This window comes from Streptomyces sp. NBC_00887, from assembly GCF_045207585.1.
Genome location: NZ_CP108788.1, coordinates 5296809 through 5312040 on the forward strand (window position 1 = coordinate 5296809; position 15232 = coordinate 5312040).

General features: G+C 71.7%; 15 protein-coding genes. 6 read left to right on the forward strand and 9 right to left on the reverse strand.

The window, feature by feature from the left end; all coding sequences use genetic code 11:
• Window positions 1-81: 81 nt before the first annotated feature.
• On the forward strand, window positions 82-1272 hold the full coding sequence (locus OG844_RS24120; protein WP_406392984.1) for a flavin-containing monooxygenase: 1191 nt from the start codon (window positions 82-84) through the stop codon (window positions 1270-1272).
• 33 nt (window positions 1273-1305) lie between these two features.
• On the opposite strand, the gene OG844_RS24125 is transcribed toward OG844_RS24120, so the two are convergent.
• Complete coding sequence (locus OG844_RS24125; RefSeq protein ID WP_406392985.1) at window positions 1306-2643, reverse strand: MFS transporter; 1338 nt, start codon at window positions 2641-2643, stop codon at window positions 1306-1308.
• A 98-nt stretch (window positions 2644-2741) separates the two neighbouring features.
• Entirely contained in the window at window positions 2742-3158 is a 417-nt protein-coding gene (locus OG844_RS24130; RefSeq protein WP_406392986.1) for a DUF2809 domain-containing protein, read from the reverse strand.
• Between the two features lie 59 nt (window positions 3159-3217).
• Between OG844_RS24130 and OG844_RS24135 the strand changes: the two genes are divergently transcribed.
• Window positions 3218-4213: a GlxA family transcriptional regulator gene (locus OG844_RS24135; protein ID WP_406392987.1), complete on the forward strand. Its 996-nt coding sequence runs from the start codon at window positions 3218-3220 to the stop codon at window positions 4211-4213.
• Window positions 4214-4228: 15 nt separating this feature from the next.
• Here OG844_RS24135 and OG844_RS24140 read toward each other — a convergent pair whose 3' ends face one another.
• From OG844_RS24140 to OG844_RS24150, 3 genes are all read right to left on the reverse strand, one after another.
• Window positions 4229-4690 (reverse strand): ATP-binding protein, encoded by a 462-nt coding sequence (locus OG844_RS24140; RefSeq protein WP_406392988.1) that lies wholly within the window; start codon window positions 4688-4690, stop codon window positions 4229-4231.
• Between the two features lie 539 nt (window positions 4691-5229).
• The gene (locus OG844_RS24145; protein ID WP_406392990.1) at window positions 5230-5760 is read right to left on the reverse strand and encodes an EF-hand domain-containing protein; all 531 of its coding nucleotides are present in this window, start codon (window positions 5758-5760) and stop codon (window positions 5230-5232) included.
• A gap of 82 nt (window positions 5761-5842) precedes the next feature.
• Window positions 5843-6217, reverse strand: a complete 375-nt coding sequence (locus OG844_RS24150) for an STAS domain-containing protein (RefSeq protein ID WP_329208474.1) — start codon at window positions 6215-6217, stop codon at window positions 5843-5845.
• Between the two features lie 290 nt (window positions 6218-6507).
• On the opposite strand from OG844_RS24150, the gene OG844_RS24155 reads away from it, so the two are divergent.
• Window positions 6508-7107, forward strand: coding sequence for an RNA polymerase sigma factor (locus tag OG844_RS24155; protein WP_406392992.1), 600 nt, complete (start codon window positions 6508-6510; stop codon window positions 7105-7107).
• Window positions 7104-8333: a zf-HC2 domain-containing protein gene (locus OG844_RS24160; RefSeq protein WP_406392993.1), complete on the forward strand. Its 1230-nt coding sequence runs from the start codon at window positions 7104-7106 to the stop codon at window positions 8331-8333. The genes OG844_RS24155 and OG844_RS24160 overlap by 4 nt, the downstream gene beginning before the upstream one ends.
• A 28-nt stretch (window positions 8334-8361) precedes the next feature.
• Here the strand turns inward: OG844_RS24160 and purU are convergent, their stop codons facing one another.
• Entirely contained in the window at window positions 8362-9264 is a 903-nt protein-coding gene (gene purU / locus OG844_RS24165; RefSeq protein ID WP_406392995.1) for a formyltetrahydrofolate deformylase, read from the reverse strand.
• A gap of 28 nt (window positions 9265-9292) precedes the next feature.
• Complete coding sequence (locus OG844_RS24170; RefSeq protein WP_406396233.1) at window positions 9293-9739, reverse strand: SCO4402 family protein; 447 nt, start codon at window positions 9737-9739, stop codon at window positions 9293-9295.
• Between the two features lie 174 nt (window positions 9740-9913).
• On the opposite strand from OG844_RS24170, the gene OG844_RS24175 reads away from it, so the two are divergent.
• Complete coding sequence (locus OG844_RS24175) at window positions 9914-11185, forward strand: ABC transporter substrate-binding protein (RefSeq protein ID WP_406392997.1); 1272 nt, start codon at window positions 9914-9916, stop codon at window positions 11183-11185.
• 52 nt (window positions 11186-11237) lie between these two features.
• Here the strand turns inward: OG844_RS24175 and OG844_RS24180 are convergent, their stop codons facing one another.
• Window positions 11238-12734 (reverse strand): hypothetical protein, encoded by a 1497-nt coding sequence (locus OG844_RS24180; RefSeq protein WP_406392999.1) that lies wholly within the window; start codon window positions 12732-12734, stop codon window positions 11238-11240.
• A gap of 160 nt (window positions 12735-12894) precedes the next feature.
• The gene (locus OG844_RS24185; RefSeq protein ID WP_406393000.1) at window positions 12895-14277 is read right to left on the reverse strand and encodes a transcriptional regulator; all 1383 of its coding nucleotides are present in this window, start codon (window positions 14275-14277) and stop codon (window positions 12895-12897) included.
• 245 nt (window positions 14278-14522) lie between these two features.
• Here OG844_RS24185 and OG844_RS24190 point away from each other — a divergent pair, with 245 nt between their 5' ends.
• Window positions 14523-15209: a bifunctional DNA primase/polymerase gene (locus tag OG844_RS24190; RefSeq protein WP_406393002.1), complete on the forward strand. Its 687-nt coding sequence runs from the start codon at window positions 14523-14525 to the stop codon at window positions 15207-15209.
• Window positions 15210-15232: the final 23 nt, after the last annotated feature.

A 15232-nucleotide genomic window follows, 5' to 3' on the forward strand; every position in this document is an offset into this window, starting at 1 on the left:
CCACGCATCCGTGATCAATTCGCAACCGATTCCGGTCTTGACCGAGACCCATCAAATGAACGCCGGATTACGCTCCGGAACATGTCAGACAGCACATCCACCGCCGGTGGCCCCGTCCTCCCCTCCTCCATCGACCGCACCGACGACCGGCCGGTCTACGTGATCGGCGGCGGGCCGGGCGGCCTCGCCGTCGCAGCGACCCTGCGGGAACAGGGCGTGCGGGCCGTGGTGCTGGAGAAGTCCGGCGGCGTCGGGGCGTCCTGGCGCCGCCACTACGACCGGCTGCACCTCCACACCACCCGGCGCTGGTCGGCCCTGCCGGGGCTGGCGATGCCGCGCCGGTTCGGACGCTGGGTCTCGCGCGAGGACATGGTGCGCTACCTGGAGAAGTACGCCGAGCACCACGAGCTGGAGGTCGTGACCGGCGTCGAGGTGAACCGGATCGACCCGGCCGCCGACGGAACCGGCTGGCAGCTGACCGCGACCGGCGGCCGCGTACTGACCGGACGGGCCGTCGTCGTGGCCACCGGCTTCAACCACACCCCGCGGACACCGGACTGGCCCGGCACGGACACCTTCACCGGCGAACTGACGCACGCCGCGGAGTACCGCAACCCGGCCCCGTACGCGGGCCGGGACGTCCTCGTCGCCGGCATCGGCAACACGGGGGCGGAGATCGCCGTGGACCTCGTGGAGGGCGGCGCCTCCCGGGTACGGATCGCGGTGCGCACCACGCCGCACATCGTGCGCCGCTCGACGGCGGGCTGGCCCGCGCAGGCGACCGCCGTACTGGTCCGCAGGCTGCCGGTCCGGCTGGTCGACCGCGCCGGGCGCCTGATGTGCCGCATCTCCGTCCCCGACCTCTCCGGGCAGGGTCTGCCCCGCCCGGACACGGGCCTGTACTCCCGGGTCAAGGAGGGCGCGATCCCGGTCCAGGACGTCGGCCTGATCGACGCGGTGAAGCGCGGCCGGGTGGTCCCCGTGGCGGCCGTCGAGTCCTTCGACGAGGACACGGTGGTGCTGGCCGACGGAACCCGGATCACCCCGGACGCGGTGATCGCGGCGACCGGGTACCGGCGGGCCCTGGAGGACCTGGTGGGCCACCTCGGCGTACTGGACGCCCGCGGCCGGCCCGTGGCGCACGGCGCCCGCACCCCGCGGCAGGCACCCGGCCTCTACTTCACCGGGTTCACCAATCCGATCAGCGGCAACCTCCGCGAAATGGCCCTGGACGCCCGGAAGATCGCCGGGCGACTGGCCCGCACGCGCTGACCCGGGCAGCCGGCCCGGCCACGGGCCCCCGCCTCAGCCGACGGCCGCGCCCTTCGGCGCGCCGTCGGCCGGCTTCCGCCGGAGCACCAGCGCCATCAGTGCCGCCGACGCGCACAGCGCCCCCGACGCGAACCAGACCACGTCGTACGAACCGAACGCATCCCGTGCGACGCCGCCCAGGAACGCCACCAGCGCGGCGCCCACCTGGTGCGAGGCCAGGACCCAGCCGAAGACGATCGCGCTGTCCTCGCCGTAGTGCTCGCGGCACAGGGCAAGGGTCGGCGGGACCGTCGCGACCCAGTCCAGACCGTAGAAGACGATGAAGAAGATCATCGGCGGGTGCACGGCCGGTGCCATCAGCATCGGCAGGAACAGCAGCGAGATGCCCCGCAGCGCGTAGTAGACGGCGAGCAGCCTGCGGGCGTCGAAGCGGTCCGTGAGCCAGCCGCTGAAGATCGTGCCGATGATGTCGAAGATCCCGATGACCGCCAGCAGCGAGGCCGCCGCGGTGATCTCCATGCCGTGGTCGTGGGCCGAGGGCACGAAGTGGGTGCGGATCAGGCCGTTGGTGGAGGCACCGCAGATCGCGAACGAGCCGGCCAGCAGCCAGAACGGCCCCGTGCGGGCCGCGTCGAGCAGGACCCGCACGGTACGGGTCGCCGCACCCACCGCGGGAGCCGGCTTCTCCACGTACGAACCGCCGTACGGGGCGAGGCCGACGTCGGCCGGGTGGTCCCGCATCAGCAGCCAGACGAACGGGACGACGACGAGCGCGGCGAGGGCGACCGTCACCGAGGCCGGCCGCCAGCCGTGCACGTCGACGATCCAGGCGCACAGCGGGAGGAAGACCAGCTGGCCGGAGGCGCCGGCCGCCGTGAGGATGCCGGTGACCAGGCCCCGGCGGGCGACGAACCAGCGGTTGGTGACGGTGGCCGAGAAGGCCATGGCCATCGAGCCGGTGCCCAGGCCGACGAGCAGGCCCCAGTAGATCATCAGCTGCCAGGACGCCGTCATCCAGACGCTCGCCAGCGCCCCGGCGGCCACCGCGCTCAGCGCGGCCACCACGACCCGGCGGATGCCGAACCGGTCCATGAGGGCTGCGGCGAACGGCGCGGTCAGCCCGTACAGCGCCATGTCGATCGAGACGGCGAGTCCGATCTCCCCGCGCGACCAGCCGAACTCCGTGTGGAGGGGGTCGATGAGGAGGCCGGGCAGGGAGTTGAAGGCAGCCCCGCCGATGATCGTCACGAAGGTGACGGCGGCCACGATCCATGCCCGGTGGACGCGCGGGCGGGTGGAACGGCGGCGCGCGTCGGCGGGAGCGGTCCGACGGTCGTCGTCCCTGGCGGCGCTTTCGGTTGTCTGTGTCACGCAGTCAGCATCCTGGGGCCGCGGCCCCCGTACGAGTGGCTGGGCAGCCACCCTTCGCAGGGATCGGGCCACCGAGATCGGGCCACCCTCTCCGACGGTCAGGCGCCGGACCTGTTCCGGTACGTGGTGTGCACGGCCCACGCCAGGACGGCTCCCGCCAGGTACCAGAACAGGTCCGGGGCGTTGAACGTCGAGCCCAGCACCAGCCGGGCCACCGTGCTCCGTTCGGACAGCTCCGCCGGCACCCCCGTCAGCTGCGCCGCTTCGACCGCCCAGCTGAACGCGAGGGCCGCCCCCGCGGCCGTCAGCGGCCGCACCCGGGGCACGAGGAACAGGACGAGGGCGTGGGCCAGCACGGTGTACAGCGCGTCCCCCGCGTACTTGGCGAGCTCGCCGCCCGCCACGGACCGCACACCGAGCCCCGCGGCCACCGTCAGGAGAGCTGCCGCAGCCGCCACCGCCCGGGGACGGGCCACCGAGGGAATGAACGCGGGGCCCGCCGACTTTTCCTTCACGTCGAGGAGACCTATCAGCTTAAGGTCGCAGCAAGCCAGCCCGTGGGAGAGGAATCCGTATGCCGCACCGCGTCGTCGTACTCGCCCTCGACGGGCTGCTCCCTTTCGAACTGGGCATTCCCCAGCGGATCTTCGGCCGTTCACTGAGCTCCGAGCCCCTCAACAGGGGCAAGATGCTGTACGACGTGGTGACCTGTTCCGTCCGCCCGCCCGGCCCGGTCGCCACCGACGCGGACTTCAGCATCGTCGTCGAGCACGGCCCCGAGGCCCTGGCCACCGCGGACACGGTCGTCGTCCCCGCCTCGTACGAGCTCGGCCCGGTGTACTCGGAGGGCAGGCTCACCGACGAGCTCGCCGCCGCGTTCGCGTACATCAGGCCGGGTACGCGGATGGTCTCCATCTGCACGGGGGGCTACGTCCTGGCCGCCGCCGGATACCTCGACGGCCGCCCCGCCACCACGCACTGGTCGGCCGCCGACCACTTCCAGCGGCTCTTCCCGAACGTCCGTGTCGATCCGGACGTCCTGTTCATCGACGACGGCGACGTCCTGACCTCCGCCGGGGTCGCCGCCGGCATCGACCTCTGCCTGCACATCGTGCGCCGCGACCACGGCAGCGCCGTCGCCAACGACGTCGCCCGCCGCACCGTCGTCCCCCCGCACCGCGACGGAGGCCAGGCCCAGTACATCCAGCGGCCCGTCCCCGAGACACAGCTCGCGACGACGACCGGTGCGCGCGCCTGGGCGCTCGGTCGGCTCGAGCAGCCGATCCTGCTCCGCGACCTGGCACACCAGGAGTCGATGAGCGTACGGACGTTCACCCGCCGCTTCCGTGAGGAGGTCGGCATCAGTCCGGGGCAGTGGCTCACCCAGCAGCGGGTGGAGCGGGCGCGGCAGTTGCTGGAGTCCACGGACCTGTCGGTCGACCAGGTGGCACGGGACGCGGGGTTCGGTACGGCCACGTCCCTGCGGCAGCACGTGCAGGCGGCGCTGGGGGTGTCACCGACGGTGTACCGGCGGACGTTCCGCTCGACGGTCCCCGGGCAGGGGCGCTAGAACACGCCGCCGTCCTCAGAGACGTGCCCCTCGTGCGAGGTCGCCCGACTGTTCCTGGATCACCGGGATCATCACGGGGCCGCCCCGGTCGACCTCGCACCAGATCCGCTTCCCGGCGCCCTCCGGCAGCCAGCCCCATCGGTCCGCCAGGCCGTCGACGAGCTCCAGACCGCGGCCGTTGGTGTCCTCGCCCTCGGCGTGACGCGGCTGAGGAGGACAGCAGCTGGTGTCGGCCACCTCGACCCGCACCGTCCCGGTCGATCCCGAGAAGCCGAACAGCATCCGCAGCACGGCCGGGCAGCCCGTGTGGACCACCGCGTTCGTGACGAGCTCCGAGATCAGCAGGATGAGCGTCTCGGCGAGCGGCTCGTCGTCCTCCATTCCGGACCCGACCAGCCGCGACCGCGCCCATCTGCGGGCCCGCCCCACCTCTGCGGGATCCGGCCCGACCTCCAGCTGAACCTGAAGCACCTGCACCGCTCACACCATCCGAACCGGCGGACACATCGCCTCGCGCCTCCTCAGGGTCACGGAACGTGACTCCCCTGCGAGACAGCATGGTTGACGTACAGTCACCGCAACAAGCGCTTCGGGCATATTCCAGCGCGAAGGAGTACGCGTGGTGCATACTGTGCGACGCACGCTGCGGAGAGTCGAACAGGAGCGCGTCGGCGCCGCGGGAGCTGACTCCCCGGCAGGCCCGGCACATCTCCGTGGGTCACGAGCAGGGCACCGCCCCCGGCCCGGAGCAGCCGCACAGGCCACATCCGGATCCCTTGGTTCCAAAACCACTCGCATCCAACGGAGCGTACCCGAGCCGGGTTGCCGACTCCGCCCGGTGACGAGTCGGACCAGGACACAACCCGGTATCGGCTGCGCTGCGTCACACCGCGCCCGCCGCCCGCACACTCCCGCTCCGTCCCCCCACCAGCCCGGGACCCCCGGCCGGCCCCCCGCGGTCGTTGCGGCGGGACCGGCGCGAACTGCTTGTGCCGTTGGGCGTGTTGAGCGAGGTCCTACGCGTCCGGCTCGATCACGGTGAAGTACGCCGACAGCGCGGCGACCGCGTCCGATTCGGCGATCCGGCCGTCCCCGTCGGCGTCCAGGCTCCGGGCCGCGACGCCCGCGACCGCGTCCTCCGCACCGAGGACCCGCAGGGCCCGCTCCACGGCCGCCACGGGGGCGGACGCCGAGCCGGTGGACTCCACGCCGTCGGCGACGGCGATCGCCGCGCGCAGGAACGGGCGGGCGATCTCCGCGAAGCGCTCGGGGTTGTCACGCAGCCGCTTCACGGCCCCGCCCACGAACTCCTCACGGGTGACACGCTGGTCCCCGTCCACATCGGCGATGCCCGCCATGCCCTGCCAGAAGGCCTCGGCGCCCGTATAGAGGGCCTGCCCCTTGTCGCAACGTGCCGTCGTACCGAATTCGGTGAGCAGACGGGATGCCGCGGCGTTGAAATCGGCGCGATCGATGTAGCCGTTGCCGTCCTGGTCAAAGGCGGCGAAGCGGTGCGCGATCTTGCGCTCGTACTCTGCGCTGTCCATGCGGGGAGCGTACGACGCCGAACGGCGTCACGTGTCACTAAAGCCCCCAGCCGGTGTTACAACCTGGTCTTAACTCGAAAGGTCACGCCGTGAGGGGCCGGGATTCCTCGTCCGTGGCGGCCTCGGCGTCGGGGTAGACCTCGAAGAGGCGGCGCACCCCCAGAGCGCCGAGCACCTTGTTGACGTGCGAGCCGTCCTCGGCGCCCCTGGCAGGGAGGATGAGCCGCAGCCGGCCGCCGCAGGACTTCATCAGGCGGCGGGAGGCGATCAGCACGCCGACACCGCTGGAGTCGCAGAAGAGGACGCCCGAGAGGTCGAGGACCACGTCGTGCTGCCCCTCGGCCACCGCCCCGTGGACGGACTGGCGTACGACGGGTGAGGTCACCAGATCGAGTTCGCCCCGGATCCGCAGCACGGTCCACTCGCCCTGCTCGGTCTCGTCCACCTTCAGCGTCACGCGACTGGACCTCTCGTTCCTGGGGATCCCGAGGATGCGGAAGTTTCCGTTCCTCCTCGCGGCTGCCCCCGTACCACGCCCGTGAAACACCGGCCTGCTCACGGGGCCGGTGCGGGTTTCATCCAGAAGTGATCACTTGAAGTCCGTTTACCCTGCCGGGAAACGGCAACGCGTGACGTATTCCCCATCATCCGGCGCCACTCGAGGGACGTACTTGGCGGAAAGGTGCGTGCGCGGCCGACGGCGCCCACTACATTCGACGTGACGAGGGGCACAGGGCTGGGGGCTCGATGGCGAAGGACGCACCACCCCGCTGGGACCGCCGGATGCAACAGCGGCTGGCGCGCGGCGAGGCGGCGGCTCTCGGCGAGCTCTACGACCGGTTCGCGGCGCTCATCCACAGCCAGGCCCACCGGATGCTCGACGACGAGGACGCCGCGGACGTGGTGACCCGCGAGGTGTTCGGCTACGTCTGGGAGAACCCCGACGCGTACGACCCCAAACAGGGCTCGATGAGGTCCTGGGTGACGCGCCTGACCCGCAACCGTTCCGTGCAGTGGCTGCGCAGGGCGCACGACGTCGACGACGACGGGACCGGTTCCGACGGCGAGGACGGCACCCTGTCCGCGGACGAGCTGGAGCAGCGGGTGCGCAGGGCCACGGCCGCGGCCCGCGCCGACTACATCGTCGCGTCGATGCCCGCGTCGTTGCGCGCCGCGCTGGAGCTCGCGTACATCCAGCGCCGGGACTACCGCCAGACCGCGGCCGACCTCGGTGTCACCGGGGACGAGGCCCGGCGCCGGCTGCGCCTGGGGCTGCAGCTGCTCTCCACCGCGAACACCCGCCCGCTGGAAGGCTTCTCGCCGCCCGGATACGGGCGGGCGCTGTGACCGGGGACGGCGGCGGGAACGGCCGGGACGGGGAGAACCCGGGCGCGCGGCGCATACCCGGACCACGGGCCGCCGCGGACGACAGCGAGGGCCTCACCTCGATGACCCCTGAGCCCGCTCCCCCGGTCCTCTCCCACAAGGTGCTCAAGTCCCTTCTCGGCGCCTGGGCCCTGGCCGCCTGTTCGGCCGAGGAGACCGCGGCGGTCGAGGACCACCTCACCGCGTGCGCCCCCTGCGCGGAGGAGGCGCTGCGGCTGCGCGACGCCGTGGGGCTCCTGCACAGCGACGTGAGTCTGGACCTGGACCCGATGCTCCGGGCGAGGGTCCTGGAGGGCTGTCTGGGCCGTCGCCCGGCGAAGATCGCGGTCCCTGCCTGGGCCGCTCCCTACGACTCGGAGACCGCCAGGCTCGACGCCCTGCTCCGGGACATCGGCGACTCCGAGTGGCATGCGCCGGTCCGGCTGAAGTGGTTCGAGGGTGAGCGTCAGGTCAACCGCAAGACGACGGTCGCCGGGGTGATCGCCCATCTGATGGCCGTGGACGGTCTGGTCTCCACGGCTCTCGGGCTCGACGACCCGCTCGGAACCGGTGTGAAGCCCCTGTCGCCGACCGAGCGCACAGAAACATATTGGTCAGCCGCTTTCAGGCCTCCCACACGGGCCGTCCGGGAACCCTGGCGCGACCAGAGCCACACCCTCATCCGTACGGTGTCCTTCGCCGGCCGCGGTGTCGCGGAGCAGTCCGTTCCGTACGGGGACTTCGCCCTTCCGCTGCAGGACTCGCTCCTGGAGCGGGCCTTCGAGTGCTGGGTACACGGTGGCGACATCGCGGACGCGGTGGACTACCCGTACGAGCCGCCCGCCGCCGCCCATCTCCACCGGATGATCGACCTGGCGGCCCGGCTGCTGCCCGCCACCCTCGCGGGCCGCCGCCGCGCCGGGCTGGCCGCGCCCGCCCGGCAGCTGGTCACGGCAGGATCGCCGGGCCGGTCCCTCCACCTGGAGGTCGAGGGCCGGGGCGGTGGCAACTGGTACATCGCGCTGGACTCCCCTGCCGCCGTCGGCTCCCCCGACCACACGGTCGCGCAGGTCGCGCTCGACGGCGTGGAGTTCTGCCGGCTGGTCGCCGGACATGTCCCGCCGGTGGAGGCAGCGGCAGGACAGGAGGGCGACCGCGAGGCGATCCGCGACGTCCTGTTCGCTGCGGCGTCCCTCAGCCGGCTGTGAAACCGGGGCATGATCCAGACGAGAGGCCCTAAGCGAAGACCACCGTACGGCGGCCGTTGAGCAGGATGCGCCGTTCGGCGTGCCACTTGACCGCGCGTGCCAGCGCCTGGCACTCCACATCGCGCCCGACGGCGACGAGCTCGTCCGGCGTGACACCGTGCCCCACGCGCTCCACCTCCTGCTCGATGATCGGCCCCTCGTCGAGGTCGGCCGTCACGTAGTGAGCCGTCGCACCGATCAGCTTCACACCGCGCGCATGGGCCTGGTGGTACGGCTTCGCGCCCTTGAAGCTCGGCAGGAAGGAGTGGTGGATGTTGATGATCCGGCCGCTCAGCTGCTTGCAGAGGTCGTCGGAGAGCACCTGCATGTAGCGGGCCAGGACGACCAGCTCGACGTTCTCACCGCGTACGAGCTCGAGGAGCTGCGCCTCGGCGTCCGCCTTGTTCTCCCTGGACACGGGGATGTGCCGGAACGGGATGCCGTACGAGGCGACGAGCTCGGCGAAGTCCGTGTGGTTGGAGACGACGGCCACGATCTCGACGGGAAGCGCCCCGATACCGGACCGGAAGAGCAGGTCGTTGAGGCAGTGCCCGAACTTGCTGACCATCAGCACGACCCGCATGCGGTCGGAGGAGCGGTGTATCTGCCAGTCCATCCGGAACGAGTCGCCGATAGCGGCGAAGCTGGCCCGCAGCTTGTCCACGTTCACCGTGACGTCCGCGGAGAAGTGGACCCGCATGAAGAAGAGACCGGTGTCGTGGTCACCGAACTGCTGGCTGTCCTCGATGTTGCAGCCGGTCATGAAGAGATAGCTCGACACGGCGTGCACGATGCCCTGTTTGTCGGGGCACGAGAGCGTGAGGACGTACTGCTCGGCAAAGGCGTCCGAGGCAGCGGCGGGGACGGGTTCGGCAGGCTGCGGCGCGGTCATTCCCGTAGGGTGCCACACCATTCGCGGGTCAGGCCGCTCTGGTCATGATGCGGAGCACGTCCAGGGAACGCGGCGGAATGTCCGGGTCCTCGGCGTCGTTCGTGGCGAGCATCACATGGGCTTCGCGAGCGGCCGCGACGGCGTCGGGCCAGCCCTGGTGCTCCAGGTAGACGGAGACGGGAGCGTCCGCGCCGACCTGGTGCATGATGCGCAGCACCCGTAGCGCTGCGACGTCCACGAGGGCGGCCTCGGCCGAGTCGCGGAAGATCGTCCCGATGTACTTCTCGGCGGACCAGTTGTCCAGCCAGGTGTCCTCGACCAGGCGGTACACGGCGTCGGTGACGTCGCCGTACCCCTCCCGGCCGGCCAGCCAGCACTCGTGGTGGAAGACGGGGTCGGAAAGCATGTGCAGCGCCGAGCGCACATTGCTGCGCCAGCGCCACCACGGCATGTCGTTGAGCGGCATGTCGCCCATGGTGGAGGAGCGACGGCCGCGACGGGAAGTGTTCTCCGAACCTTGCTGCACGGTTGTCGATCGTACGTTCCCTTCGGTTGTGTGCACACCGCCCCCTGCAATTCACCGTTACGTCACCGAGCGTTGAACGGAGCACACTGCGGCGTTACCCCGGGCGCGGAAAAGTTCATGCCCATGACCGGATGGCGACGCCTCACCTCCCCCCGCCCCTACAAAACCCTCACCTGTACGGCGGCGGCAGGGGCGCTGCTGATATCCGGCTGCGGTGTGATCCCTGGAGTCTCGGGGGGCTCCAGGGATCCCGTCACCGTCATGACCTGGGCGCCCGACGCGACCGGGGCCGACTCGGTGAACATGGCGGGCATGCCGGCCATGGCGAGGACCTACGGCCGCTGGATCAACGAGCAGGGCGGCATAGACGGGCACGAGCTGCGGGTGATCACCTGCAACGAGGAAGACACCTCGCGAGGCGCGGCGAAGTGCGCCCGCCGAGCGGTCGACGAGAACGCGGCCGCGGTCGTCGGCTCGTACAGCAGGTACGGCCGGTCCTTCCTGGCTCCCCTGGAGGCCGCCGGGATCCCGTACATCGGCGGTTACGGTGCCTCGGCCGACGAGTTCGTCAGCTATCTCTCCTACCCGGTCAACGGCGGCCAGTCGGCCCTGCTCGCGGGCAACGGGCAGCAGTTGGCGGCCACGTGCGACAAGGTGTCGCTCGTACGGCCCGACTCGCTGGTCGGTGACGGCATGCCCTCGCTCGTCGACTCGAGCCTCACCAGGGCCGACCGGGCCGCGTCCTACGACATCAGGGCTCCCGAGGGGGCCACCTCGTACGACTCGCAGGCGTCCAAGGCCCTCCAGCAGGCGGGCGACGGCTGTGTGACCGCGGTGCTGGGCGAGCGCACGGAGACGTTCTTCGACTCGTTCCGCCGCCTCGAGCCGGAGGACAGCGAGGTCCGCATCTCCTCCGTGCTCGGCAGCATCGGGCAGCCGCTCATCGACCGTACGGGCGGCCGGAACAGCCCCTTCGAGGGCGCGTACGTCACCGGCTGGTACCCGGACTCGGGCGACGGCCGCTGGGACGAGATGCGGGGAGTGATCGAGAAGTACGCCTTCGGCGACAACCGGATCGACCCCGAGGACACCGGTGTGCAGACGACGTGGATCGCGTACACCGCGCTCAGGAAGGTCATCGAGGCGATGGACCGGCCGGAGATCACGGCGAGCAGCCTCGCGGTCGCCCTCAACCGGGGCGCCGAAGTGGACACCGGCGGTCTGACACCGGTCCTGCGCTGGCGCTGGGCGGACACGATCGGCTCGCCCGGGTATCCGCGCATCGTCAACAGGCAGGTGACGTTCCAGGTGGTACGTGAGGGGCGCCTGGTCGCGCAGAAGAAGGGCTTCGTGGACGTCACGGAGACCCTGATGGATGCGCGCCGGAGGTTCTGACACACGGCCTGCGGGCCCCCGGCCGAGGAGCCGAGGGCAGAGGTACCGCCCGTCAGAGCTGGGTGGGCGCGCGCTCGGTCAGGCCGTACTTCCGGGCGATGGAGTTCCACAGCCCGGAGGCCTCGCGCTTCGCGAGGGTGGCCTCACCGCTGGACGCGTTGGCCTTGGCCGTCTCATCGGTGGGCCTGGCCTTGCCGCCCTTGCAGACCTTCTTGTTCTTCGCCTGGCCGGCCCACGCGGCGTAGTGGTCATCGGCCTCCGCGGACGCCTGCCAGGCCTTCGTCAGCGAGGACTTCAGCTCCGCGTTGCCCGGCAGCTGGTCGACGGAGAGCCCCTCGAGCCGGGTCACCAGATCGCGGCGCTGCGCCGCGGCGCCCCTGAGATCGGCGGCCGCCTGGTCCAGTGCCCGGCAGCTCTTGATCTTCTCCACCGCGCCGATCACCGCCGCACGGCTGTTGTTGCTGTCGGCGAGCAGCTTGTCCAGCGCCTGGGCCTGCGGCTCCGCCGGGTCGGCCGCCTTCGCGGTCGGGTCCCCGGCGGCGGGTGAACTCTGCGCGGCCAACGGCTGTTTGTCGTCCTTGCCGCCCTCGTCGCCGCCGCTCATCAGCGCACCCGCACCGAGCCCGATGACGGCACAGCCGACGACGACTGCGGCGATCAGCTTGATGTGCGAGGACCGCCCGCCCTGCCCTCCGCGCCCCTGGTGCTCCGGCGGCTCCGGCGGCTCCGGCGGGCCCTGCACGCCCGGCTGGAAGGCCTGCTGGGCCTGCGGCGGCTGCGGCTGCCCGTGCGCGCCCTGGTAGGGCCGGCCGGGCTGCTGGTGACGCGGCTGCTGCCCGGCGTCGAAGCGGGGCATCTGCTGCGTGGCGCCCGCGGGCTCCTCGCTGCGGAACAGGCTGTCGAACTCCGCGGGCGGCTGCCGGTCGCCCGGAACCCCGGGCCGTATGCCGTACGGCGCTCCGCCGGGAACCGGCGGTATGTACTGGGTCGCGTCCGCGTCGCCCGCCTGGGCGGGCTGGGACGTCTGTCCCAGGTACTGGGTGGACTCGGCGGGACGCTCGGGCGGCAGACCGCCGGGACCGGGTCCCCCGGGGACGGGCGCGATGTACTGCGTGGCGTCCGCGTCCCCGCCCGCTCCCATTCCGGGTACGGCCTCCGGCGGCAGGGGCTGGGCGTACGGCTGCTGGTACGGGTCCTGCTGGTACGGGTCCTGCCGGTACGGGTCCTGCCGGTGCGCGTACGGGTCCTGCGGGGCGGCGTACGGCTGCTGCTGGGCCTGGTACTGCCCGTGCTGCGGTGCGTACGCGCCCGGCTGGTGCTGCTCCGGCGGGAGCTGCCCCGGGACCTGGCCGTCCTGGTGCGCGTCCTGCGGCCCCCAGGGCTGGCCCCACGGCTGCCCGCCCGCGGGGGCGACCCGGTCGGCCGCCGGGCCTCCTGCGGGCCCTCCCGCGGTCCAGGGGGCACCGCCCTCTGCGGGCAGCACGACACCTTCGTGCGCGGGCCGTACAGCAGGGAGCTGCCGTTCGTCACCCTGTCCGCTCTGCGTCACCGGGACTCCTACGTGTGAACCTATGGAATCGTCGGCTCACGCTATCGGGTGGCTGCCACCCCGTGCCAAGCGCCCAGGAGCGCTCACCACCCCTTCACACAGCCGGTAACACGCAGCCCGCCTCCGGCGCTGTTCATGGCCGACTCGAAGAATCGGCAGCTCAGGCGGCCTGAAGCTCCATCCGGGCGCCGAACTCCCGGACCGCGGGCGTCTCCCCGTACGGCAGAAGCCGCTGCTTGAGGTCATCGAGATATTCAGCACCCCGGCTGGAGCGCACGGTGCCCAGCAGCTCCATCGCCCGCAACCCCGTGTGGCACGCCTGCTCCACCTCCCGCTGCTGCACCTGCGCGGTGGCCAGCAGCACCAGCCCGATCCCCCGGCGGCGGGTACGGGACGCGGGGAGGGCCGCGAGAGCCTCCTTCGCCCTGCGGGCGGCCGGCTCCGCCTGCCCGAGGTCGCGGTGGCAGTGCGCCAACTCGTCGGCGAGGTAGGCGGCGTCGAAGTGGACGATCCAGGACGGGTCGTCGCCGGTGCCGGGGTCCGCCTGCTCCAGCGCCGTCAACGCCCGCCCCGCCACCACCTGGCAGGTACGGGCGTCCCCCATCAGCGCGTGCCCCCGGGCCTCCGCCGCGTGGAACATCGCCTCCGCGCGCGGCGTCACCCGGCCCCGCGCCCCCTCCTGCGCCGCCCGTGCCAGCTGCGCGATCTCGCGCGGATTGCCGAGCTGGGCCGCGAGATGACTCATCGACGCGGCCAGCACATAGCCGCCGTACGCCCGGTCGCCCGCGGCCTGGGCGAGGCGCAGCGCCTGGATGTAGTACCGCTGGGCAAGCCCCGGCTGGCCGGTGTCGACCGCCATGTACCCGGCGAGTTCGGTGAGCCGGGCGGCCGCCCCGAACAGCTCCCGGCCGACGGACTCGCGGTACGCCCCCGAAAGGAGCCCCGACACCACGCTGTTGAGGTAGTGCACGAGGACGGGCCGCACATGTCCGCTGCCGAAGCGGTGGTCCAGGTCGACGAGCGCGGCCGTCATCGCCCGGACCGCCGCCACGTCCGGCATGCCCACCCGGGCCCCCGCCGTCCGCGCCACCTGGGGGTCGGCGCCCGTGATCAGCCAGTCGCGGCTGGGCTCGACCAGCGCAGAGGCGGCCACGGCCGACCCGGACAGCATGTCGCGGCGCCCCACGTCGCTGCGCCACAGCTCGCAGACCTGCTCGATCGCACCGAGCACGGTGGGCGCGAACTGCAGGCCGACACCGGAGGCCAGGTTCTTGCCGTTGGCCATGCCGATCTCGTCGATCGTGACCGTACGGCCCAGCTTGCGGCCGAGCGCCTCGGCGATGATTCCCGGAGCCCTGCCACGCGGTTGCTGCCCGCGCAGCCACCGGGCCACGGAGGTCTTGTCGTAGCGGAGGTCGAGTCCGCGCTCCGTCCCGACCATGTTGACGCGGCGTGCGAGGCCCGCGTTGGAACAGGCGGCTTCCTGGATGAGCGTCTGGAGCCGTTCGTTCGGCTGACGGGCGACGAGAGGCCTGGCTGCCATTTTTCCCCCTGAGACCGCAGTGATCAATGAAGGGATCACTGCCCGGCACATACACAAGAAATGCGCATATTCATCTGCATTGGGTATGAGCAGTTGCGAGTTGCCACAGTCCTGCAGTGGTTACCCGCACATCGGTGCACTGCCTCACGCGCGCCCCCGTCCATGCCTCCGTGCGCCCCATATGCAGGATCGATCTGCCGTGTCCCACCGCGCCACGCCCGTAACCCCAGGTGGCGGCGGTAGTTGTGTTCTTCGTGGAAGAGCCCATCGGAGTGACGGAAGCCGCACAGGTGCCCCAACAGCGAGGTGAACAGCTGCTCGACGCCGCAGCACGGTATGCGGAGGAGCGGCATTGGGACGTGTTTCCCGGCACCTGGCTCGAAGCGGTGGAGGGAATGGAACGCTGCTCGTGCGGCGACGCCGCCTGCCCCTCCCCCGGAGCCCATCCCACCCGGCCCGACTGGGCCGGGCAGGCCACCGGCAGCGCCGCGGCCGCACGCCGGATGTGGTCCGAGCACCCGAAGTCCTCGGTGCTCCTGCCGACGGGGCGCGCCTTCGACGCACTCGACGTCCCGGAGTCCGCCGGTTTCCTGGCCCTGGCCCGGATGGAGCGGATGGACGTCACGCTCGGCCCGGTGACCTGTACCCCCGACCGGCGCATGCTGTTCTTCGTGCTGCCCGGCGCCGCCGCCAAGGCGCCCGATCTCGTGGGTCACCTGGGCTGGGACGCCGCGGCGATCGACCTCGTGGGCCGGGGCGAGGGCCATTACGTGGCCGGGCCGCCGACCCGTGTCGGCGGGCGCGGTGCCGTGCAGTGGGCCCGCCGCCCGACCCACACCAACCGGTGGCTGCCCGACGCGTCGGAGCTCATCAGCCCCCTCGCCTACGCCTGTGCACGGGAGGCCGCCGACGCCCGGACGCGCCTTTCGTAGGGTGTCCCCACGAGCGGGGATAC